At 59.4% G+C, this 23,472-nt stretch carries 13 protein-coding genes and 1 rRNA gene; 4 read left to right on the top strand and 10 right to left on the bottom strand.

From position 1 onward, the window contains the following. Positions 1-75 (top strand): 5S ribosomal RNA (rrf, locus tag AC3WP4_RS27440); the annotation flags it as partial. A gap of 162 nt (positions 76-237) precedes the next feature. On the opposite strand, the gene AC3WP4_RS27435 is transcribed toward rrf, so the two are convergent. The 3 genes from AC3WP4_RS27435 to AC3WP4_RS27425 all read right to left on the bottom strand — a co-directional run bounded on the left by AC3WP4_RS27435 (position 238) and on the right by AC3WP4_RS27425 (position 4,341). Continuing rightward, a complete protein-coding gene (locus AC3WP4_RS27435) occupies positions 238-2,739 on the bottom strand; it encodes a TonB-dependent siderophore receptor (RefSeq protein WP_102616624.1) in 2,502 nt (833 codons plus the stop codon). Positions 2,740-2,827: 88 nt separating this feature from the next. Further along, positions 2,828-3,841 carry a FecR domain-containing protein gene (locus AC3WP4_RS27430; protein ID WP_102616623.1) on the bottom strand — a complete coding sequence of 338 codons (1,014 nt, stop codon included), beginning with the start codon at positions 3,839-3,841 and terminating at the stop codon, positions 2,828-2,830. Then, positions 3,841-4,341, bottom strand: a complete 501-nt coding sequence (locus tag AC3WP4_RS27425) for a sigma-70 family RNA polymerase sigma factor (RefSeq protein ID WP_102616622.1) — start codon at positions 4,339-4,341, stop codon at positions 3,841-3,843. Before AC3WP4_RS27425 ends, AC3WP4_RS27430 begins: the two co-directional genes overlap by 1 nt. Positions 4,342-4,655: 314 nt before the next feature. Between AC3WP4_RS27425 and AC3WP4_RS27420 the strand changes: the two genes are divergently transcribed. Next, entirely contained in the window at positions 4,656-6,536 is a 1,881-nt protein-coding gene (locus AC3WP4_RS27420; RefSeq protein ID WP_074872397.1) for a methyl-accepting chemotaxis protein, read from the top strand. Positions 6,537-6,592: 56 nt separating this feature from the next. Here AC3WP4_RS27420 and AC3WP4_RS27415 read toward each other — a convergent pair whose 3' ends face one another. The 5 genes from AC3WP4_RS27415 to AC3WP4_RS27395 all read right to left on the bottom strand — a co-directional run bounded on the left by AC3WP4_RS27415 (position 6,593) and on the right by AC3WP4_RS27395 (position 13,604). Further along, complete coding sequence (locus AC3WP4_RS27415; protein ID WP_102616621.1) at positions 6,593-7,060, bottom strand: SRPBCC family protein; 468 nt, start codon at positions 7,058-7,060, stop codon at positions 6,593-6,595. 22 nt (positions 7,061-7,082) lie between these two features. Then, a complete protein-coding gene (locus tag AC3WP4_RS27410; protein WP_102616620.1) occupies positions 7,083-10,499 on the bottom strand; it encodes a non-ribosomal peptide synthetase in 3,417 nt (1,138 codons plus the stop codon). Positions 10,500-10,512: 13 nt separating this feature from the next. After that, positions 10,513-11,442: a diiron oxygenase gene (locus AC3WP4_RS27405; RefSeq protein ID WP_207250628.1), complete on the bottom strand. Its 930-nt coding sequence runs from the start codon at positions 11,440-11,442 to the stop codon at positions 10,513-10,515. Further along, a complete protein-coding gene (locus AC3WP4_RS27400) occupies positions 11,439-12,215 on the bottom strand; it encodes a DUF3050 domain-containing protein (protein WP_074872404.1) in 777 nt (258 codons plus the stop codon). Before AC3WP4_RS27400 ends, AC3WP4_RS27405 begins: the two co-directional genes overlap by 4 nt. Before the next feature lie 678 nt (positions 12,216-12,893). Then, complete coding sequence (locus AC3WP4_RS27395) at positions 12,894-13,604, bottom strand: GntR family transcriptional regulator (protein WP_102616618.1); 711 nt, start codon at positions 13,602-13,604, stop codon at positions 12,894-12,896. Between the two features lie 231 nt (positions 13,605-13,835). Here AC3WP4_RS27395 and lapG point away from each other — a divergent pair, with 231 nt between their 5' ends. Together lapG and lapD are read left to right on the top strand one after the other, a co-directional pair. Further along, positions 13,836-14,528, top strand: a complete 693-nt coding sequence (gene lapG / locus AC3WP4_RS27390) for a cysteine protease LapG (protein WP_102616617.1) — start codon at positions 13,836-13,838, stop codon at positions 14,526-14,528. A gap of 14 nt (positions 14,529-14,542) precedes the next feature. Next, complete coding sequence (gene lapD / locus AC3WP4_RS27385) at positions 14,543-16,489, top strand: cyclic di-GMP receptor LapD (protein WP_074872411.1); 1,947 nt, start codon at positions 14,543-14,545, stop codon at positions 16,487-16,489. A 152-nt stretch (positions 16,490-16,641) separates the two neighbouring features. Here lapD and AC3WP4_RS27380 read toward each other — a convergent pair whose 3' ends face one another. Continuing rightward, positions 16,642-16,980 (bottom strand): tryptophan synthase subunit beta, encoded by a 339-nt coding sequence (locus AC3WP4_RS27380; RefSeq protein WP_074872413.1) that lies wholly within the window; start codon positions 16,978-16,980, stop codon positions 16,642-16,644. Positions 16,981-17,127: 147 nt separating this feature from the next. Next, positions 17,128-23,457, bottom strand: a complete 6,330-nt coding sequence (locus tag AC3WP4_RS27375) for a tandem-95 repeat protein (RefSeq protein WP_492575906.1) — start codon at positions 23,455-23,457, stop codon at positions 17,128-17,130. Positions 23,458-23,472: the final 15 nt, after the last annotated feature.

Genomic DNA, 23,472 nt, shown 5'->3' with positions numbered 1-23,472 from the left:
GAACTCAGCAGTGAAACGATGCATCGCCGATGGTAGTGTGGGGTTTCCCCATGTGAGAGTAGGTCATCGTCAAGATTGAATTCCGAAACCCCTGTCTGCTAACGCAGACAGGGGTTTTGTCGTTGTGGGCTCGCTAAACGCTCAGGAGCGCCATCGCCAAACAGTGGAATGTTTCCGCAGAGACGACAAAGCCAGCCCCCGAATTCAGGCGCTGGCTTTGTTGGAATGACGAGAGATTTAGAACTGGTAGCTCACTGTCGCGGCGACATTGCGTTCTTCGCCCAAGTAGCAGAAGTTCAGGCTGGCACAGGAGGCCACGTAGGACTCATTCGTCAGGTTGTTCGCATTCAGGCGAACATCCACACCCTTCATCCCTACTTTGCCTAAGTCGTAACCAACAGACGCATCAAACAACGTGTAGGCCGGCACCTTCATGGTGTTTTCCGCGTCGGCCCAGCTATAGCCGACATATCGCACACCACCACCCAATCGCAGACCATCGAGTGCCGCGCTATCGAACGTGTAGTCAGCCCAGAACGAAGCCATGTGCCGTGGCGCCTGGGTCGGCGAGTTGCCCTTGTTCTCGATCACGTCAGTGGCCGTACTCAAGGTGCTGATCATCGACTTTGCGTATTCGATGTCGGTGAAGGTGTAGCTGCCGAGGACTTTAAGGTTGTCAGTCACCTGCATGTGCGCTTCCAGTTCCAGGCCCTGGGAGCGGACAGCACCTACGGCGCGATAGAAGTTTTCCTGCGGCAGTTTGGTCGCCAGGTTTTCCTGATCAATGCGGAACAGCGAAGCGGTGAACAAGTTGTCGGTGCCCAGCGGCTGGTACTTCAGACCCACCTCCCATTGCGTACCATCAGTTGGTGCCAGGGGATTACCCGCACTGTCCGAATAGGAGTTCGGGTTGAACGACTCGGAGTAGCTGATGTAAGGCGCAATGCCGTTATCGAACAGGTACAACGCCCCGGCGCGCCCCGTCAGCTTGGTGCGTTTGTCACTGATTTCGGTACCGACCGCCCGGCCGGTTTCAGCCAGCCGATTCTCATCGGACGTTTCCACCCAGTCCTGGCGCAGCCCGAGCGAGAAGCGCCACTTATCCATCTCGATCAAATCTTGAAGGTACACGCCGGTTTGTTCCAGGCGACGCAGATAGCTGGTCGGACTGTAGAACTCGATATCGGAATTTCCATACACCGGGTTGAACGCATCAATAGGGGCAAGACCACCGCTGGTCCAGTCGACCACGGTTTTGCGACGCTGATAGTCCGCACCCATCAGTACGGTGTGTTTGCTTGCATCGGTGAAGAACTCTGCTTGCAGCATGTTATCGACAATGAATGCATGAAGTTTCTCGTCGCCACCGGTGTAATAACGATTCAACTCATTACTGGTCGGTGTGGTCCAGCCATAGGCATAGACCTGATCCAGTTTCACTTTGGAGTCGAGGTAACGGAAGTTCTGTCGTGCCGTGAAGACATCGTTGAAGCGATGCTCGAACTGATAACTGAAGGACTGCTGATCGCGCTGGAAGCCATCAATGCTCGGTTCGCCCTCGAAGAAGTGCGGGGAGATCCGATTCCCGTTGCGCTGATGAATGGTGCCGTTGGCCGGTACGCCACCGTGATAGCCACCGTCTGGATCGTGCTGCAGATACGCTTGCAGGGTCAGCGAGGTGTCTTCGGTGAAATCGATGCTCACCGTAGGCGCGAGGGCGAAGCGTTTTTCTTTGTTGTGATCGAACTGTGTGTCGGACTGATCCGCCAGCCCTGTCAGGCGATAAGCAATGCGTTTGTCATCATTCACCGGCCCGCTGAAGTCGAAACCCATGCCGCGCTGACCCTGGGTGCCCACTGTGGCTTGAACTTGATGATAGGCCTCATACAGCGGCCTCTTGCTGGTCAGCGCCACCAGGCCGCCGGGTGAGCTGCGACCATAGAGCACTGATGAAGGCCCTTTGAGGATATCGATACGCTCCAGAAAGTACGGGTCTACCTGCATGGTGCTGTAAGTGCCACTGTCCCCCATGGACTTCAAGCCATCCAGATAGATGTTGTCCACCGAACCATCGTTGAAGCCGCGCAACGCCACGTAGTCATAACGGTGGGTTGCGCCATAAGGGTTGGTCAACACGCCGGGGGTGTAACGCATGGCCTGGGAGACGGTTTGCGAACCTTGATCGTCCATTTGCTCGCGGGTTACCACCGAGACGCTTTGCGAGGTTTCCAGCAACGCCGTACTGGTCTTGGTGGCGATCTGGCTATGTGTCGCGTTGTAACCGTCCATGCTGCCCAGCGCATTGCCAAGGGCGAAGCCCTTGATGTCGGTGGTGGGCAATGCCAGCGCTTCGGTTTCGGCGACCGGGCGCAACACGTAGCTGCTGCCATCCTGACTCACGGCCTCCAGACCCGAACCGCTGAGTAAACGTCGCAAAGCCTGATCTGCCGAATATTCGCCCTGCACGCCCGGTGACTGAAGACCCCCGGTTTGCGAAGGCGTTGTCGACAAGGTAATCCCCGCCTGACGCGCAAACTGGTTGAGCACATCGCTCAACGAGCCTGCGGCAATGTTGTAACGGTGGCTGCTGACCTCGCTGCCCGCTGCCGCTACGCCCAGTGTCGGCAATACGCCGACACCCAGCGCGGTGGAGAACAGCGCAGCGCGTACGGCGTAGCGCAGGGCGCCTGAATCGGCGGCGAAAAGAAGAGGGTTCTTACTGGTGGCGCGCACAGTCATTGTAGGTTTCCGTAGGAAGTCGCTGAAGTCAGGATTGAAGTGCTTACTGACTAAGCCGGACTTGCCCGCAAAACCCGCCAAAAATAATTCAGGCCTGTCGCTCCAGCGTCACCCACCAGCGAGTGCGATAGCGCAGTTGCACCGGTAGGGTTTGCGGCAGGATGGCTAGCAACCTGTCGGTGTGCTCCAGTCGGAAAACCCCGGACAGTCGCAAGTCGGCAATGTCCGCTGAGTACGTCAGATAGCCGTGGCGATAGCGCCCGACTTCATCCAGGAAATCCCCCAGCCGCATATTGCGAGTCACGATCAGCCCGTCGACCCAAGCGCCGGCATCCATGTCCAGCGGCGGCGCCAGCTTCGCCTGGTGATGATCGATCAGATAACTCTGCCCGGCCTGCACCTGGGTCGGCGTGCCACCGGCGGCAAGCGGTGAATGTATGAGGACCATGCCGCCGGTAACGCTGAGCCGCGTGCAGTCGTCGTCCTGCCGCAGGATGAAACGTGCCCCCACGCCTTCATACACACCCTGGCGACTGTGTACCCGCAGCGGTCGATCAAACGGAGATCCTTCGTCGATCCCGCCGCACGTTACGATGATTTCGCCGCGAGTCAGTTTGATCAGTCGCTGCTGCGCGTTGTAATCCAGATCCACTGCACTGGCGGTGTTGAGTTCCAGTCGCGTGCCGTCGGGCAATTGGAAACCGCGCCGTTCGCCCGTGGCGGTGGCGAAGTCGGCGGTCCACTGTTGCCAGCCCATTGCATCTTTGCCCAGCCACGCCGCCGACCCCATCAGCAACGCCCCCGACAGCAGCTTCAAGGCCTGGCGGCGTCCCAGTCCCTGGGCGCTGTTTTCCAACGTATTGAAGGCCACTTGAGCACCGGGCACTGCCCGCAGGTTGCTACTCAACTCGGCTTGCAGCGACTGCACCCGTTGCCAGGCCAGTTCGTGTTCATGATGTTCGGCCCGCCAGGTCTCGCATTGCTGGCGTAGCCTGGCATTAGCCGAGTTGTTACGCAGACTCAGCAGCCAATGGATGGCTTGTTTGACGACCTGCTGATGCGGTTCCCCGCGTCGAGTCAGCGACAAGTTATCCACAGGCATCACGTTTCATACCGCAGCACGTAGCAGTGATACAGCGCGTCGGCGACATAGCGCTCAATTGAACGCAGAGACAAGCCCATCTGCTCGGCGATGTGTTTGTGGGTAAGTCCTTCGCACTGCGCCAGCAGAAACGCCTGACGCACTTTCGGCTTCAGGCCTTCGAGCATGCGCGCGATGCTTTCCAGCAACTCAAGCACTAATGCCCGCGCTTCGACGCTCGGGGTTTCGGACTCGGGCAAATGGGCGATGGTTTCCAGGTAGGCGCGTTCGATTTCTTCACGACGCCAATGGTCGATCACCAGCCCACGGGCGATCGTTCGAAGAAAGGCGCGGGGAGCCTTGAGCTCCAGGCGTTCGGTTCTGTGCAGCAGCCGCACAAACGTGTCCTGTGCCAGATCCGCCGCATCGGCTGCATTACCCAAACGCGCGCGCAGCCACGTGTTGAGCCAACCGTGATGGCTACTGTAAAGCGCCTGTACTGCAAACTCAGGTGAGGACATGGATGCGACAGCCCGAACATCACAAATGATAATTAGTCGCATTGTCATCAAGGGTCCGGGAATTTGCAACAGCCGGACAAACAGCCGCCACTCCAAAAAGGCTGATCAGGCGCTTTGGCACGCCGTTCGGCGGGTATCTGACAGGAATGCCGACCATTTCGTACAAACGCCTAAGTTTTCTCCGGTTTGTGCCGACAGCCTGATGAGACATGCGTGCACCAAAGTAGAGCGGCTCCAGAGTCCTGCCTGCGCTGTTACATGGAATGTTGCATCCCGGAACGCATCCCCACTTTTTGCATAAGAAGTCCCATGAAATGAATCTCAAATTCAGCCATAAAATCCTTCTGGCCGCCTCCGGCGTCGTGGTGCTGGCTTTTGCGTTGTTCACTTTGTACAACGACTATCTGCAGCGAAACACCATCCGTCAAAACCTTGAATCGAGCGTCCAGCAGGCCGGCGACCTGACCGCCAGCAGCGTGCAGAACTGGATGAGCGGCCGCGTGCTGGTGCTGGAAAACCTCGCGCAAAACGTCGCCCATCAAGGCGCCAATGCCGACCTTCCCGGGCTGGTCAATCAACCGTCCCTGACCTCGAACTTCCAGTTCACCTACGTAGGCCAGGCCAACGGCGTGTTCACTCAGCGTCCGGACGCGAAGATGCCCGACGGTTACGACCCGCGTCAGCGTCCCTGGTACAAACAGGCCGTGGCTGCCGACAAGACCATGTTGACCCCGCCTTACATGGCCGCCGTCGGTGGCCTGGTGGTGACCATCGCCCTGCCGGTGAAAAAGAACGGCGAGTTGCTCGGCGTGGTCGGTGGTGACCTGAGCCTGGAAACCCTGGTGAAGATCATCAACTCGGTGGACTTCGGTGGCATCGGTCACGCATTCCTGGTCAGCGCCGACGGTCAGGTGATCGTCAGCCCGGACAAGGACCAGGTGATGAAAAACCTGAAGGATATTTACCCGAACGCTGGCGTACGCATCGAGAAGGGTAATCAGGAAGTCACCCTGAATAAGCAGGACCGTATCCTTTCGTTCACGCCGGTCAGTGGTTTGCCGAATGCTGAGTGGTACATCGGTCTGTCGATCGACAAGGACAAGGCCTACGCGCCACTCAGCCAGTTCCGCACTTCTGCGCTGATCGCGATGTTCATCGCCGTGACGGCCATTGCCGTGCTGCTGAGCCTGTTGATCAACGTGCTGATGCGTCCGCTGACCACCATGGGCCGTGCGATGCAGGACATCGCTCAGGGTGAGGGCGACCTTACCCGACGTCTGGCCGTGGAAAGCAAAGACGAATTCGGTGAGCTGGGCGGTTCTTTCAACCAGTTCGTTGAGCGAATTCACGCATCGATTTCCGAAGTGTCGTCGGCCACCCGCCAGGTTCACGACCTGTCGCAGCGGGTAATGGCCTCGTCCAACGCCTCGATCGTCGGTTCCGACGAGCAAAGCGCCCGCACCAACAGTGTCGCCGCGGCGATCAACCAGTTGGGCGCCGCCACCCAGGAAATCGCCCGCAACGCCGCCGATGCTTCCCAGCACGCCAGCGGCGCGAGCGAGCAGGCCGACGACGGTCGTCAGGTGGTGGAGAAAACCATTCTGGCGATGACCGAGTTGTCGCAGAAAATCAGCCTGTCCTGCACGCAGATCGAAACCTTGAATGCCAGCACCGACAACATCGGGCACATTCTGGATGTGATCAAAGGCATCTCCCAGCAGACCAACTTGCTCGCACTCAACGCGGCCATTGAAGCGGCCCGCGCCGGTGAAGCCGGTCGTGGTTTTGCGGTGGTGGCGGACGAGGTGCGTAACCTCGCTCACCGAACTCAGGAATCGGCGGAGGAGATTCACAAGATGATCACCTCGCTGCAGATCGGTTCTCGCGAAGCGGTGACCACGATGAACGCCAGTCAGGTCTCCAGCGAACAGAGCGTCGAAGTGGCGAACCAGGCTGGTTTGCGACTGGTCAGCGTGACTCAGCGCATCGGCGAAATCGACGGCATGAACCAGTCGGTGGCGGCGGCGACCGAAGAGCAGACGGCGGTGGTGGAAACTCTCAACGTCGACGTTAACCAGATCAACCTGCTGAACCAGCAGAGCGTGGCCAACCTCAATGAAACGTTGAAGGATTGCGATGCGTTGTCCCTGCAGGCGAACCGGTTGAAGCAGTTGGTCGACAGCTTCAAAATCTGATCGAGCGATGTAAAAGAGCCCGCTGTGGAGTCATCCACAGCGGGCTTTTTCATGCCTTACGCAAACAGCTTCAACACATTGTTCATCGAGTCATCGGCAAAGCCCTGCACGAAATCCGTGAACCCCGGCAGTGCCTCGGCGCCACCCTGTACGGGTTCGGCGATGATCGTCCAGGTCGCTCGGGATTTGTTCGCGCCCAGCGGTTCGACACTCATCGCCGCCCATAAATTGGCTACGCCCAAGGTGTTGTAAATCGTGGTCCAGGTCATGTTCAGCGCCTGGTCATCCCGGGAGTTGAGTTGCTCGACCACCAGGTTGCCGTCCTTGAAGAATTTCTTGCGCAGGGACGACACGCCTTCGCCAGTCATCTCGATGTGCGACAGCGCTGGAATGAATTGATCGAAGCCGGCGAAGTTACCGACCACTGCCCAGACCTTCCTGGCATCGGCGGGCACTTCCACCGAGGACACCACGTGGCAGCCTTGCGGATTTTTGATCAGGGTGTCGGGTTGTAGGGTTTTCATGGTTTTGCTCCGGTTGAGTGAATCAGATGAAGTTGATTTCTTTGAGGTAGTCGCAGCCGCGACGCAGCAGCGCCGGGGATTTTTCCGGGTAATGCGCGCCCATCTGCCGCACGCCCGCCTGAGCGTTGGCGTGGCCGATCATTGAGATGTCGCCGATGTCTTCCTCGAAGCCGTTGAGGTAGAAACCGAGCACGCCAAACAACGCGTTGTCGCTGTCGACCCGACCCAGTTGCTGCTGCCAGTCGGCGACGCTGACCATGGAAAACTCCCGACCTGCCTCACGGAATGACGCGACGTAGTTGTCCCAGCTCAGAGGCTCGGGGTTGTGCAGGTTGAACACCGCTTTTTCCGCTGAATAACGGCTGGCATGGAAGGCGATGAACCGGGCGAGAAAGTCCACCGGCATCAGGTCGAAATTCAGCGCGAACTCCGGCACCTGGCCGAGCTGGATCGAGCCTTTGAGCATCAGCATCAAGCGATTCTTGTGCGGCTGGCAGACACCGGTGAGGCTGTTGAAACTGATGTTGCCGGGACGATAAAGATTGACCCGTACGCCACGTTCGCGAGCCCGTTCGAGGATTCGCTCACCGACCCATTTGGACAGGTTGTAGCCGTTCTTGATGTAGATCGGCGGGGTCTGCGCGGCGGGCAATTCCAGCACCCGGCCATCGGCGGAAATCGTGCTGGAAGCCGAGAGCGTCGAGACGAAATTGAAGATCTTTTTGCTGCGCCCTTCGCACAACCGAAGGCACTCGAAAATCGGCTCGACGTTGTCCCGCGCCAGCGACTCGTAATCGAGTACGTGATTGACGTTCGCGGCGTTATGCACCAACGCGCCGAACTGCCGATCCAGTCGCTCGTAAACATCCGCTTCGAGCCCCAATGACGGACGCGTGATGTCCGCCGCGTAGACCCGCACCCGGCTCAGGTCCAGATGCTCCAGGCGGTTTTCTCGCAACGCATGGGCAAACCGCTCGGCCGCCGATTGCCCGCCGCCATCGCGCACCAGGCAGGCGACTTCGCTGGCGCCCCAGGCGAGCAATGCTTCGACGATGTGCACGCCGACAAAGCTGTTGGCGCCGGTCACGATCACCTTGTGCACATCGCCCATGCGGTTGACTGGCAACGGCTGGATATCCAGTTCGCGGAAGGCATCGGCCAAGGCCTTTTCGCTCAATACCTCTTCGGTGCCGGAACCGCGCACCAAGGTCGCCAACTTGGCGATGGTCGGCAATTCGATGAAGCGGTTAATCGAGATGCTGCGACCAAATTCTTCACGCAATCGTAAAAGCATGCGCGACAGCAGGATCGAGTGGCCGCCCAGGTTGAAGAAACTTTCATCGGTGGAAATATCGCTGGCCGGCAGCTCCAGCAGCTCAGCCCAGATCTCCAGCAGCAGCGCCTCGTCGGCACTGGCGGGCAAGCGCCGCAGCGTGTTTTCGGACACATTCACGGGCATTGCCAGCAGCGCCTTGCGGTCGACCTTGCCGTTGCTGGCGAACGGCATGCTCGGCAGTTCGGTCCACGCTGTGGGCTGCATGTAATCCGGCAGGAACTGCATCGCATGAGCCTTCAGGGCTTCGCGAGCGGTGCCGGGTTGATCCTCCTGAGGCTGCGCGAGGAAGGCCAGAATCCGTCGATGGCTGTCGATGACCACTGCCACCTGGCGGTACAACTGACTGTCGCGCAGGCAGCGTTCGATCTCTTCCGGCTCAACGCGAAAGCCGCGAATCTTCACCTGATTGTCTCGTCGCCCGCACAGCTCGATGCCATCGCGGGTCCACTTCGCCATGTCGCCGGTGCGGTAGGCGCGCAGGCTCTGGCCATTGGGCAGGTTCAGGTTCAGATAACGTTCGGCGGTCTGCTGCGGGTTGTTCAGGTAGCCCAGGCACACACCCGGCCCGACGATGTACAACTCGCCGACGGTTTGCTCGGCCACCGGTTGAAAATCCTCGTCGAGAATCAGCACCTGACTGTTAGCGATAGGCGCGCCGAGGGTGCGATTGCTGTCGCCGGTACGCAGTTGCCGCGCGGTGATCAACACCGTCGCTTCGGTGGGGCCATAGAGGTTGTAGAGGTTGCCCTGACGGGTGAGCTGCTCGATGACGTAGGGTTCGCAGACATCGCCACCGGTCATCACGTGATCGAGGCATTGCAATTGATCCAGCGGCAGGATGCTCAACAACGCTGGCGGCAAAAAGGCGTGGCTCAGTTGTCGATGGCGGATCAGCTCGACCAGTTGCAACGGATCGCGGCGCTGATCGTCGCCGGGCACGATCAGTTCGGCGCCCTGGAGCAGGGTCGGGAAGATATCGATCAGTGACGAGTCGAAACTCAACGACGAAAACTGCAGCACCCGACTCTGTTCGGTCAGTTGCACATAGTCGGCGTACCACGCGGTGAAGTGCGCGAGGTTGGCCTGGCTGAGCAATACGCCTTTGGGATGGCCGGTGGTGCCCGAGGTGTAGAGCGCCATGCACGGCGCCTCTGGATCGGGTCGCTGGCGCATCAAGGGTTGATCGAGATCGACATCACCAATGTCAATGCGGCTGATGTCGAGCCCCGGCATTTGCGCCGCAAGCGGATGTTCACCGTCATGCAGCAGCAAGACGGCCCCGGCGTTTTCCAAAATGTACTGCTGACGTTGCAGAGGATGGCTCGGCTCCAGTGGCAGATACACCGCGCCACTGCCAAGAATCGCCAGAATTCCCGCATACAACGCGCTGCATTTTGGCAGGCAGATCCCGATCACCAACGGCCCCTGATGCTGCGCGAGCAACGGTTGCAAACGTTGCTGGATGGCGCGGCTGTGGGCGTGCAAATGCCGATAGCTCAGGGACGTGCCGGCAATGTTCAGCGCGGGTCGCTCGGCACACTGGATGAAGTGCTGCTCAAGGCGCTCGATCATCGGGATTTGACTGAGCGCCAGCAGCGCGGGCGCCGCCGTGAGGTTGAGCCGATGGAAAAACGCCAGGCTCTCGAGATGGAGCAGGTTTTCCACGTACTCGAAGTGAACGGGAGCAGCAGGACCGGCCAGCAGAAAATAGTCGGCATCGCGAGAGAACCGGCTGACCAGCAGCGCCACGTGATCGACCAGTTCTGCCACTGCCCGCAGGCGTAATGCCTGGCCATTGCCCGAAGGTTCGTCGGTGATCGGCACGCGAGTGAACAGTTTCGAACCGTAGTTACACAGCAAATCCAGCGGCGGCAGGTCAGAAACTCCAGGCTCACCGATACCCAGTTGCAGCGTCAGGCGCGGTGCATTACCGAAGTCTTGAATCGGCAGGCTGGCGTCGTCGATCAGCAAGTCAGCGCTAGCCAACGGCTGCTCGTCGACGGCTGTCAGGCGCACCAGAGAATGACCGTGTTGTTCAAGTTCCAGCGCCAGGTCGGTCAGGGCCTGGCTTTGTCCAATGAGCAGAATGTCGAGACGTCTCATGATGGGCTCCTCGTTAAACCAGGTAATCGCTGAGGGCGTCTTGCACGCACGGCGAATCGAGCAGCGAACTGCTGCGGAAAAACCGCACGATGTTGGCGACCAGCGGGTGATGGCGATTGATCGGGAAGGCCAGCCCCGACACTTCGCTCTTGAGGGCGTGGCGTGCGGCGTCGCTGATCTGCAAGGACTCGATCAGGCGAAAGTCGAACGACTTCTGGATGTCGTTGGTCAGGTAATGGCCGATGAACACCGGCAGGATTTGCGCGATGCATTGGCGGTCGTCCTCGCTCGCGGTGTGCCAGTAGATGCGCACCAGCCGCGCCCAGAACCCGGAGTGGCGACCTTCGTCGAGCAAGTGGTCGGCCATCAGGCCCTTGATCGACTGCTTGACCGTGTCGTCCTTGGCGAACGCCGCGACATCGCCGGTCACGGTGTTCTCGGCGATGGCCACGCAGATCAATTCCACGGCGCTGCGCAGGTGTTCCGGCGCGAGCGCCACGGCCGCTGGAATGGCTCGGCTGAGTTCGATTTCGTCCGGCAGTTCGATGGGCGTGATGCCGGTCATGGCGACGGTCTGTTGCATGAAATCCATGGCCACCAGCGCGTGGTAATCCTCGTCCACCACCACGGTCATGGCGTCGTAGCGGCAGGCGAACGGGAAGGCCACGGCGAAGCGATTCTTGGCGATGCTGCGGGCCGTCTTGTCGACGATTTCGGTTTCGAAAATCACCACGTCGTTGATGAATTTGTAGAGCGTCTGCACCAGCGCAAAGTCGCACTGTTCCGGGCATTCACGCAGGAAGGTTTCGCTCAGCACCAACGGTTGGCGGCTCAACGGGTAGATCAGTTTGTCGTCGTTCTCAAGCACTCGCCGGGGACGGGTACGGATGGTCGCGCGGCTTTCCCAAGCGTCGGCAAAAGATTGGTAGTCGGCGGCGTTCATGCGTTCACCTCGGCAACCGGTTCGCTCATGCTCAGGCGCAGGCCGTCCCACAACGCGATGCGGCTTTCCACGGCAGCGAGGGCGCTGGCGTAGACGTCTTCTTCGCGTTGCGCATCGCCATCGACCAGCCGGGCGAGGAGTTTTTCAGCGGCGGGGCCGTGGTCTTCGGAATCGACTTCGATGTGCCGTTCGAGGTAGTAACGAAAGGTCGGTGCCTGTTCGATGCCGATGCCCCAATCATCAAGAATTCGCTGGAACATCTGCGGGATGACGCTCTCGCGACCATGCAGAAATGCCGCCGCAACACTGTGCCCCGGCGCATGCAACGCGGTGTGCAACGTATTGCGCACGAACTGCGCTGCCGCCGGATCAACGTCCACGCTTTGCAGCGCCACGTCATAGCTCACGCCTTCTTTTTGCAGCGCGACGAAGCGTTCGACCACCGCCGTGCTGGCGCCGACTTCGCGCATCGCATCCAGGTACAACTCGAAATGGCTGTAGTGACCCTGGGCTGGGCGATCATCAGACTCTTCACCCAGCACGATCTCGTTGATCAAACGCGCCGCCTGCGGATCTCGCGGTGGCAGCCAGGGCAAACGAACGCAGGTCAGTTCCTGTTGCAGGCGTTTGGTCAGCGACATGAAATCCCATACCGCAAACACATGGGTTTCCATGAAACGTTGCAATACCGGCATCGAGTTGATTTCGGAAAAGATCGGATGAGCACTAAGTTCTGCTTTCTTCTGGGTGAGACGGTCTTTAGTCGATTTCATGGGCGAGCCTATAAATGAGTTGGATATAACCGTTGCGGTTTAATGAATAAGCGATCGTTAGTTAAAACTTTCTGCTGACGAGCGCAGGCCTCAAGCGAATTGATATGGGTAAGTTGCAATGCGTCGTTATGTGACGGTCTGGCGCCCGTATTCAAGGCGGCGGAGAAAAACTAATACATGAATAAAGTGGTGGGCAAGTTATTTTTATATTATTTGAAAGTTCAACTTTTTCGCGCGCGACAAGTTCCAATAAAACTTTTGATTTGAGTTTTATTTAGATGCAGTTACTCCTTCCGGCTTATATAAGTCAGAATTAAAGTAAAGAGTGAATGCCTCACTCGAAGTAACTTTCCAGTTGAATTTCTGAAGTGGTCAGAGGGGGTGGAAGTTGACTGGGATCAACGCAGGTTCTTCCTTTCCCGTGGCAAGACTCCTTCCGTAGGTTCTTGGTGCGGAGACTGCTCCGCTGATGCGGTGCGTCACCCGTTCATTATTTGTTGGCAGCCCAAGAGTGAGCGTAAATCACGACAGCCGCTATCATCGGCGCGTTATCGACGCGGAGTCGTTGTGGGTTTTGAGAGGGGTAAATCGAGGGCGGGGCTTTGGAGAGGGGCGCAGCGCAACGCGGCAAGCGAGAGTAAGCAGTTCAATCTGCTCGCTCAGGCTTGCCGGCGTGGTTTATCTGGAGATTTTCTTGTTCAGCGCTTCGGGGCTGTTGAGGTAGCGGGTGATGACCTCGACGCCCCGGTTGAGGTGTTGTTCGAGCAATTTCACCGCGCGCTCGACGTCCCGGTCTTCGACGGCCCGCAACAGCGCCCGGTGGTCTTCCTGGGAGATTTTGCCCAGGCCCATGGCTTCGAGGTTGAAGCGCAGGAAGCGCTCCTCTTCGTTCAATCCGTCTTCCACCAGCCTCAACAGCCGTTGGTTCGGCGCCTTGCAGTACAGCGCCATGTGGAAAAGCCGATTGAGCCGGCCGATTTCGGTGTAGTTGTTTTCGGTTTCCAGTTCGTCGATGTAGCGGGCGGCCTGTTCGAGATCCTCATCAACCAGTAACGGGATCGACAGGCGCAACGCTTCTGATTCCAGCAGGATGCGCAGCGCATAGGTTTCCACGGCATCGCCCTGGACCAGCGGTGCAACCACTGCACCTTTGTGCGCGATGACATTGAGCAGCGCCTGGGCTTCGAGCTGGCGCAAGGCTTCGCGCACCGGCATGCGGCTGACACCGAAAAGATCGGCCAAATCTTGCTGACGCAGGGCGGTGCCGCAGGGAATGCGACCGTCGAGAATGGCTGAACGCAGGGTCTCTTCGATCACCGAGCGTGCCAGGTGAGCGGGAATCGGCCCGTTGACCTTGATGCTGTTCAGAGGATTGGGCTTCTGTGTCACAACTACGCACCCTGTTTGACTGAGTTAAATTTGGATCCAAGGGGACACTAGTGACTGCCTGACTGGTTGTCAAACGGACAAAAGATCGCCCTGCCGTGGCCTCGATGCTTTTTATTGCGCCTGCCATACAAAGTTTAGCGCGCCGGCAGTGATCTCACCGTGCCATTGTTTTTTACCGGACTAACCTGCACCATCGACCGATTTCCATCTGCCTGATCTGGATACCTCGCATTGGCGGTATGTTTCGCGATCCCTCGCACGTTGCGCTGGCTGTGCAGCGCGTTGCTGCTGGCCGGCGTTATGCTGGGCGGGCTGCATGCCGATTGGGATTTTTCGCTGATCAGCCGTCGTGCGCAGGCATTGTACGGGCCATTGGGCGAAGGACAGCCACGCATTGATGCCTGGCAGCACTTATTGGTCACGCAAAAGCAAGTCGGCGAGCTGGAACAGCTTAAAGTGGTCAACCAGTTCTTCAACAAACAGATGCGTTACGAGGAAGACATCGATCTGTGGCACGAGGTCGATTATTGGGAAACACCCATCGAGGCCCTTTGGAAGGGCGCCGGCGATTGCGAAGATTATGCGATCGCCAAGTATTTCAGCCTGCGTCGTCTCGGCGTCGCCAGTGACAAGCTACGCATCACTTACGTCAAGGCCTTGCGCCAGAATCGGGCGCACATGGTGTTGACCTACTACTCAAGCCCCGAGGCCATGCCGTTGGTACTCGACAGCCTGATCGATGCGATCAAGCCAGCCAGCCAGCGAACCGATTTGCTGCCGGTCTACTCTTTCAATGCCGAAGGGTTGTGGTTGCCGGGCGCCAAGGGCAACAAGAAAGTCGGTGACACCAAACGCCTGTCGCGTTGGCAGGATGTGTTGAAGAAAATGCAGGCCGAAGGTTTCCCGGTCGAGACGACTAATTAGGAGCACGCGCTCAGATGTCTTTGTTCAAACAACTGTTGATCGCTATCTGTCTGTTCCTGGTGATCGCCTTCACCGGTAGCTTCGTGGTCAGCCTGGAAAGTTCGCGCACCCAATACGTCAATCAGTTGCGCTCCCACGCTCAGGACGCCGCGACGGCATTGGCGCTGTCCCTGACGCCAAGCATCGACGATCCGGCGATGGTCGAGTTGCTGGTCAGTTCGATCTTCGACAGTGGTTATTACGCAAGCATCCGCGTGGTCGACCTCAAGACCGATCAGGCCATCGTTGAGCGCAGCGGCATTCCCGCGGTGAACAACGTGCCGGACTGGTTCGTCAAAATGATCGGGCTGGAAGCGGCCGGTGGTGATGCTCTCGTCAGCCGTGGCTGGGAGCAGGCGGCGCGGGTCGAGGTGGTCAGCCACCCGATGTTTGCGTTGGCCAAACTCTGGCAGAGCGCGCTGGGCAGTCTTGGCTGGCTGCTGATCTGCGGTGCGGTGAGCGCGGTGCTCGGCGCGCTGTTGTTGCGTCGGCAACTGAAGCCGCTGGATTACATGGTCAAGCAATCCCACGCCATCGCTCGCCGCGAATTCCTCAGCTTGCCGCAACTGCCGCGCACGCCGGAACTGCGGCGTGTCGTGCAGGCCATGAACCAGATGGTCGAGAAGCTTAAAGCGCTGTTCCAGGAACAGGCCGAGCGCAGTGAAAAGCTGCGAGCCGAGTCCTATCAGGACAACCTGACGGGGTTGGCCAATCGTCGTTATTTCGAGATGCAATTGAACGCCCGAGTGAGCAACCCGGAGCAGGCGAGTTCCGGTTATTTGCTGCTGTTACGGGTCAGGGACCTGGCCGGGTTGAACCAGCGGTTGGGCGGTCAACGTACTGACCAGTTGTTGAAAGCGGTTGGCGAGCAGTTGTCCCGAGAGTGTGCCAAATACCCGGAAACCCTGAACCTCGTAACGCGGATTCGTGGCGGTGAGTTCGCCGTGCTGGCGCCGGGGCTGGTACGCGAAGAAGCGCTGCAACTGGCGCAGAGCCTCGACAGTGCCTTGGCGAGCCTGCACGCGACGGGCGCCACCGATGTGCCCTCGGTGGCCTCGATCGGGCTGGCGCCGTTTGTGTATGGCGACTCCCCGCAAGCGGTGCTCGGGTTGGGCGATCAGGCATTGGCTCAGGCGGAAGGCCAGGGCGATTCGAGTTGGGCCTGCCTGGATCACAGCGCATCGGCCAGCGTCGGCGACGACCATCATGCCTGGCACAACTTACTGGAACAGGCGTTGAATCAGCGGCGTTTCGAGCTGTATTTCCAGCCGGTAGTGGCCGCCCAGGACACGCAGTTGGTGCTGCATTACAAGGTGCTGTCGCGTTTGATCGACGATGAGGGCCAGACCATTCCCGCCGGGCGCTTCCTGCCGTGGCTCGAGCGCTTTGGCTGGACCGCGCGCCTGGACCGGCTGATGTTGGAGCGGGTGCTTGAGCAGATGGCTGGGCATGAGGAGTCGCTGGCGCTGAACCTGTCTTCAGCCACGCTGGCCGATCCGCAGGCATTGAATAAAGTCTTCGAAATCCTGCGTCAGCATTCGGAGCTCGGGGAACGCTTGACCCTGGAAATCGGCGAGGAGCAGTTGCCGGAACAAGCCATGCTCGAAGAGCTGACGCGACGCCTGCGCGAACTCGGGTTCTCCCTGAGCCTGCAACGCTTTGGCGGGCGTTTCAGCATGATCGGCAACCTGGCGCGGCTTGGGTTGGCGTATCTGAAGATCGACGGCAGTTATATCCGCGCGATTGATCAGGAGAGCGACAAGCGCCTGTTCATCGAGGCGATTCAGCGGGCGGCGCACAGCATCGATTTGCCGTTGATTGCCGAGCGGGTCGAGACGGAAGGGGAGTTGATGGTGATTCGCGAGATGGGGTTGTATGGGGTTCAGGGGCAATTGTTTGGTGAGCCGAAGCCTTGGCAGTAACCCACTGATCGTTCCCACGCTCTGCGTGGGAATGCAGCCCGTGACGCTCTGCGTCACATCAGTGTCAGACACAACGCCAGCGGTGAGGCTGGAACGCGGAGCGTCCCGAGAGGCATTCCCACGCAGAGCGTGGGAACGATCGGCGTCCGGAGTTAGATCAACCCCGTCTCATCATCATCGATCAATTGACTCAACCCGCCCAACGCCTCACGGGCCTGGGTCCGGTCCATCAGCTTGGCTTGTGCGGCCGGCGGCAGGTCGGTGACGCGGATCACGCCTTTGCTGGTCAGCACCTGGATCAAGTCGTCGAGTACCCGGATCATGTCCAGGTCGCTCTGCTTGAGCTGCTTGAGGCTGGTTTCAACCACTTCGTGGGCATACCAGGCCTGGATTTCATGGTGGTCGGCGGGCAGTGTTTCCGTGGCCTCGGCGTAGGCTTCGGCTTCCACGCGCACTAACTGACCTTGGGCATCGCGTTGCACGTAGAACATTGAACATCCCTCGGAAATGGACCCGCGTCATGCTGTCAGCAGCATAGGCCAACTGGACGCGAGTATGCGGTGCGGCGACGAAATCGTCACCGGGGGTTGGGCGCAAAAATGACGGCCACCCCATAAGGGTGGCCGTTTTTCGTTGGATCAGCTGTTGCTGTGATCGATTTTGATGGTCGGGTCGCTGCCGGCAATCAACGAGTTGATGCTGGCGCTGGACCAGTTGTTGCCTTCCAGTTTGATCGTCACATCGGGTTGCGCCGCTGCGGCGTCAGCGCCGTTGAACTTGCCGGCGGAGCTGACTTGCAGGGACGAAACGCCATCCACGGTGGTGATCTTCAGGAAGTTGTCGATGGTGCTGCCGCTCTCGTTCTGCAACAGATCACGCAGGTCGATGCGATCACCTTCACTGGCCTTGAAGTCCTTGATCACGTCGGTGCCGGTGTCGCCTGCTTTCCAGACGAAGGTGTCGCCACCCAAGCCGCCGATCAGCGTGTCGTTGCCAGTGCCACCGAGGAGGGTGTCATTACCGGCACCACCGTCCAGCGTATCGGTGCCAGTGCCACCGATGAGGAAGTCATCGCCGGCCTCACCGTTCAGCAAATCGTTGCCAGTGCCACCGAGCAGGATGTCGTTGCCGCTGCCGCCGTAGAGTTTGTCGTCACCGCCCTGCCCGAAGATGATGTCGTTACCAGCACCACCCAGCAGCGTATCGTTACCATCGTGGGCGCCAGACACATCGAACGTGGAGTAGTGCTCGGTGACGTACTGGTGCACGTTGCTTGAGGTGACTTGGTTGGTTTCGATGCCGGTTTCCTTACCGACAAAAGCCTGCAGCGCGGTGTAGCCCTCACCCGTCACGCCAGTGAAACTCACCAGATCGCCGAAGATGATGTCGTTGCCATCGCCGCCGTTGATAGTGTCCTTGCCTGGAAGGGTCGCTTCGCTGTGGCCGAGAATTGCGTTGGCCAAATCTTCCGGGTTGATATTGGCCAGCGGTTTTCCATCGGTGGTGTTATACGGTGCGAGGTCGTTTACCGAGACAGCGCTGTTCACGCCAATGGCTTGTACCGTGGAGTTTGCGGCAGCAAACAACGCGAACGCGGTTGCCGCATTATTCGCACTGGTGCTGTCGACAGAGCCGTTGCCTGCGTAATCCGACAGTTCATAGGTGCCGTCACCTTGGGCGTGAACTTGCAGGGTGTAGCCGTTGGCGCTGTACTTTTCCGACGTCCAGTTGCCGTTCGATTTTTCGCTCCATTTGTACAAAGCCCCAAAGGAATCAACTACCAAGCGACTCTCACCACCAATAACCATCCTGAACTCGGTCCCTGGCGTGTAGGAGCCTTGCTTCAACACGTCGTCGAGGTTGAGGTCCTTAACGCTATCGGACTTGAAGTCGACGACCAGCGGATTGGTTTGTTCTTTTTGCGTATAAGCGGTCGGCTCACCATCGGTGATGAAGTAGGTAAGGTTGATCGCGTTGGGGTTGCTCAGCGCGTCAGGCCCTTTGAACCAGTTCGCGGTGGTTTTGAACACGTCTTCGTAGTTGGTGTAACCACCAGACTGCATGCTGTTGAGGACCCCCTTCAATAGATCCAGAGCGCCCGCTTTCGACAGATCGATCGAAATCGATTTGTTGACCTGTGTATCGAAGTCCACGAGGAATACTTTCACGGTGCCAGCGCTCGAGTTTTGCGAGGTGGCGCTGGCGATCAGCGAGGTGAACACTGAAATCAGGGAATTCTTCGCCGACGTTACGGAGGAAGCGCTCATGCTGCCGGAGCTGTCGACCATGAATGCGATGTTGTAATTCTGGCCCGGTATGACCGTCAGGCCGCCGATATCTGCCACTACGATGTCGTTGCCGCCGGTGCCGGTGACGTTGTCATCAGCCGCCGTGCCGGTGATGGCGTTGTAGACCGCCGGATTGATCGTGATCGGAATCTGTATCGAACTGCTGGCCGAATCACCCTGGCTTTCGGTCGAGACTGCCGTAACGGTCAGCGTGTTGGTACCGGTGGCGTAGGGTGCCGGGGTGTAGCTCAACTTGCTCACATCCCAGCCGCTGAGGTTGACGACAGCGTTACCGGTCGTGCCGGTGAAGGTGTGCGTGCCATCGGTCAGGGTTGCACCTGCCGGGATGCCGCCGATGGTGGTGATGGTCTGGGTTTCAGAACCATCAGTGTCCGGCGACGTGACCTTCAAGCCCAACGCAACGCTGCCGTTCTCGGCCACCTGAGTAGTGGTGGCGGTTACGGTCGGCGCATCTGCGACCGCGGTCACATTGATATCCAGGGTGGTGCTCGAACCGGTGCTGGTGGTGTAGGTCACAGTCGGAACGTTGCCGCTCCAATTGCTGGCCGGGGTGAAGGTGTAAGCCCCGTTCGCCGCCAGCACCAAGGTGCCGATGTTGGCGATGATCGCTGTGGCGCCTGCGGTGTACTCGGTGCCACCCACCGTGAACTTGGCCACGCTCAAGACGTTGTCCACATCGCGGTCATTAGTCAGTACGTTACCGGTAGCGATCTTGTCCTCGAGGACGGTGTTGATGTCAGTCGTCAGCACACTCGGGTCATCGACCGGGGTGACGCTGATATTCAGGCTCGAGGTGTCGTTGGTGCCCGAACCGTCGGTGACGGTGTAGCTGACTGTCGGTACCGTGCCGTTGTAGTTGGCGACCGGGGTGAAGGTGTAAGCACCGTTCGCCCCGATGACCAGGGTGCCGACGTTGGCGATGATCGCCGTGCTGCCTGCTGTGTAAGTGGTCGCACCGACGGTGAAGTTGAGCACGCTGACCGGGCCATCGACGCTGCTGGTATCAGTAAGGACGCTACCGGTAATGGCGGTGTCTTCCAGGGTGGAAACCGATTCGTTGGCGTCGATGAAGCTGTCATCGACCGGAGTGACGCTGATGTTCAGGGTCGAAGTGACGTTGCTGCCGTCACCATCGGTGACGGCGTAGCTGACCGTCGGCACCGTGCCGTTGTAATTGGCGGCCGGGGTGAAGGTGTAGGCACCGTTCGCCGCGATCAGCAGAGTACCGACGTTGGCGATATTCGCCGTGGCGCCTGCCGCGTAAGTGGTCGCACCGACGGTGAAGTTGACCACGCTGACGTCGCCGTCAACGCTGCTGGTGCCGGTGAGGACGCTGCCGGTAACGGCGGTGTCTTCCGGGGTGGAGATGGTTTCGCTGATGTCGGTGAAGCTGTCGTCGACCGGGGTGACGCTGATGTTCAAGGTCGAGGTGACATTGCTGCCGGAGCCGTCGGTGACGGTATAGCTGACGGTCGGCACCGTGCCGTTGTAGTTGGGGGCCGGAGTGAAGGTGTAGGCGCCGTTCGTTCCGATCACCAGGGTGCCGACGTTCGCGACGGTCGCGGTGCTGCCGGCGGCGTACTGGGTACCGCCGACCGTGAAGTTGAGCACACTGACCGGGCCATCAACACTCGACGTCCCGTTAAGAACGCTGCCGCTAACCGGGGCATCTTCGCTGGTGGTCACGGTTTCGCTGATGTCGGTGAAGCTGTCATCGACCGGGGTGACGCTGATGTTCAAGGTCGAGGTGACATTGCTGCCGGAACCGTCGGTGACGGTATAGCTGACCGCCGGCACCGTGCCGTTGTAGTTGGTTGCCGGGGTGAAGGTGTAGTCGCCATTGGCGGCAAGCACCAAGGTGCCGACATTGGCGAGGGTCGCGGTGCTGCCAGCGGCGTAAGTGGTCGCACCGACGGTGAAGTTGACCACGCTGACGTCGCCGTCAACGCTGCTGGTGCCGGTGAGGACGCTGCCGGTAACGGCGGTGTCTTCCGGGGTGGAGATGGTTTCGCTGATGTCGGTGAAGTTGTCGTCGACCGGGGTGACGCTGATGTTCAGGGTCGAGGTAACGTTGTTGCCGGAGCCGTCGGTGACGGTGTAGCTGACGCTCGGCACGCTGCCGTTGTAATTGGCAGTCGGAGTGAAGGTATAAGCTCCGCTCGCCCCGATCACCAGGGTGCCGACGTTGGCGATAGTCGCTGTACTTCCAGCCGTGTAAGTGGTCGCCCCAACGGTGAAGTTGATCACGCTGACCGGGCCGTCGACGCTCGAAGTGCCCGACAGCACGCTGCCGGTGGCCACGGAGTCTTCGTTGACGGTGACGATTTCACTGACATCGGAGAAGTTGTCATTAACCGGCGTAACGCTGATGTTCAGGGTACTGCTCGAGCCGGTGCTGGTGGTGTATGTCACCTGTGGAACGTTGCCGTTCCAGTCGGCAGCCGGCTTGAAGGTGTAGTCGCCGTTGCTGGCGATGATCAGCGTTCCGACACCGTTAATGGTCGCGGTCTGGCCCGCTGTGAAGCTGCCATTGACCCCGGTCACGTTGAAGCTGGTGACGCTCAGGACGTTATCGACATCGCTGTCGTTGCCCAGCACGTTACCGGTCGCGTTGTGGTCTTCGTCGACCGTGATCTTGTCCGCCTGCAGCACGCTTGCGTCATCGACGGCACCGACGTGCACCACCAACGGCAGCGACGTGCTGGCGCTTGGGGCATCGCCGTCTTTGGCGGTGGCCGTGACAGTCAGGGGGATGTCGCCATTGAAGTTCGTCGGCGGTGTCAGCTTGAGCGTGGACAGGTTCCAGCCAGTAATGTCCACCGACGTCGAGCCGTCGGCAGCATTGAAGGTGTGGGTGCCGTCGGTGAGACTGGAGCCCGCCGGCAAGCCGTTCAGGGTGAGAGCGAGTGTTTCCGAACCATCGACGTCGTTAGTGTGGGCCTGGATGGTCGACAACAGGATCGCTTGGTCTTCAAGGCCCGAGTTGAGCACCTGGGTGACATCGATGTTATCCAGCACGCCGCCCAGGCTGTTTCTGTCCCCGGCGCGGAACTCGAGTTTCTGGTTGCCATCGGCAGTGACCGGAATGTCGAAACTGTAGTGCTGCATGCCGGTGGTCGTGGTGTTCAAGGTGCCAATGAGTTGGTCGCCCCAGTACACATTGATGTGCGAATTCACCACACCTGCACGCGGTGCGTAGTCGAACGACACGTTATAGGTGCTGCCGGCCTTGGCATCGATAGTGGTGTAGAGGTTGCTCGCATCGCCAGCGTTGCGCTCCAGTTCAATGACCTGGTTATCGCCACCGGCACCATAGACGCTGGCCTTGCCGATTTCGACCATGCCACCTCTGTTGTCAGTGTGCCAAACGCCGTTGCCGAGCTGGCTGACATTGACGTCGCCATGGCCGTTGTTCAGCGCGACTTCCTGGAAGTCGGTCGAGACGACCGTACCGCCACCCGTCAGTGACAGGCTTGGGGTATCGGTTATTGGCGCGACGACAATGGTGCCGGTTGCCGAAGACGCAGAGGGCATGCCCTGGTTATCGGTCGAGGTGTAGGTGAATTGGGTGGTGCCACTCCAGTCGCCGGTAGGCTTGAAGTAAACCGTTGCGCCGTTGGCGGTTGCGGAGATGACACTGCTGGTGGTCAACGCGATGGTCCCGGCAGCGTCAGCGTAAAACACACCATTGGCCGGCAGGCTGGTCAGGTTGAAGTGCCCGACAGTGCCGTCGATGTCATTGCCGCCAAGTTGCACGGCGATCAACTGATCTTCATTACCAGTGGCCGAGGAGGTGCTGACGGTCGGAGCGTCGTTGACCGGGTTGACCTTGATGTCCAGCGTGCTGATGGAATTGGTGTTGGTGATATAGCTGATCTGCGGAGCGGTGCCATTCCAGTTCGCCGTGGGGGTGAAACTGTAATCGCCGTTGGCGGCGATAGTCACAGTGCCGACGCCGGCGATAGTCGCGACTTGACCCGCGGTAAAGGAACCGGTGACGCCTTGTACGGTGAATGTCGCGACACTCAGTGCATTGTCGACATCGCTGTCATTGCCGAGCACGTTGCCAGTTGCAACGTGGTCTTCATCGACAGTGTTGGTATCCGCGGTCAGGACGCTTGGGTCATCGACCGGGGTGACGCTGATGTTCAGGGTCGAGGTGACATTGCTGCCGGAGCCGTCGGTGACGGTGTAGCTGACCGTTGGCACCGTGCCGTTGTAGTTGGTTGCCGGGGTAAAGGTGTAGGCACCGTTCGTGCCGATCACCAGGGTGCCGACGTTGGCGATGGTCGCGGTGCTGCCGGCCTGGTACTGGGTACCGCCAACCGTGAAGTTGACCACGCTGACGTCGCCGTCAACGCTGCTGGTGCCGGTGAGGACGCTGCCGTTGACCGGGGCGTCTTCGGAGGTGGTCACGGTTTCGCTGATGTCGGTGAAGCTGTCGTCGACCGGGGTGACGTTGATGTTCAAGGTCGAGGTGACGTCAGAACCGGAGCCGTCAGTGACGGTGTAGCTGACCGTTGGCACTGTGCCGTTGTAGTTGGCCACCGGGGTGAAGGTGTAGGCGCCGTTGGCGGCGAGCACCAGGGTGCCGACATTGGCGATGGTCGCGGTGCTGCCGGCCTGGTACTGGGTACCGCCAACCGTGAAGTTGACCACGCTGACGTCGCCGTC

Source organism: Pseudomonas sp. FW305-20 (assembly GCF_058788075.1).
This window is presented reverse-complemented; position numbering and strand designations above follow the sequence as displayed.

Bases quoted from the DNA above. Each gene is read 5' to 3' on its own strand.
- AC3WP4_RS27435 (WP_102616624.1), bottom strand. From the start codon at position 2,739: ATGACTGTGCGCGCCACCAGTAAGAACCCTCTTCTTTTCGCCGCCGAT.
- AC3WP4_RS27430 (WP_102616623.1), bottom strand. From the start codon at position 3,841: ATGCCTGTGGATAACTTGTCGCTGACTCGACGCGGGGAACCGCATCAG.
- AC3WP4_RS27425 (WP_102616622.1), bottom strand. From the start codon at position 4,341: ATGTCCTCACCTGAGTTTGCAGTACAGGCGCTTTACAGTAGCCATCAC.
- AC3WP4_RS27420 (WP_074872397.1), top strand. From the start codon at position 4,656: ATGAATCTCAAATTCAGCCATAAAATCCTTCTGGCCGCCTCCGGCGTC.
- AC3WP4_RS27415 (WP_102616621.1), bottom strand. From the start codon at position 7,060: ATGAAAACCCTACAACCCGACACCCTGATCAAAAATCCGCAAGGCTGC.
- AC3WP4_RS27410 (WP_102616620.1), bottom strand. From the start codon at position 10,499: ATGAGACGTCTCGACATTCTGCTCATTGGACAAAGCCAGGCCCTGACC.
- AC3WP4_RS27405 (WP_207250628.1), bottom strand. From the start codon at position 11,442: ATGAACGCCGCCGACTACCAATCTTTTGCCGACGCTTGGGAAAGCCGC.
- AC3WP4_RS27400 (WP_074872404.1), bottom strand. From the start codon at position 12,215: ATGAAATCGACTAAAGACCGTCTCACCCAGAAGAAAGCAGAACTTAGT.
- lapD (WP_074872411.1), top strand. From the start codon at position 14,543: ATGTCTTTGTTCAAACAACTGTTGATCGCTATCTGTCTGTTCCTGGTG.
- AC3WP4_RS27380 (WP_074872413.1), bottom strand. From the start codon at position 16,980: ATGTTCTACGTGCAACGCGATGCCCAAGGTCAGTTAGTGCGCGTGGAA.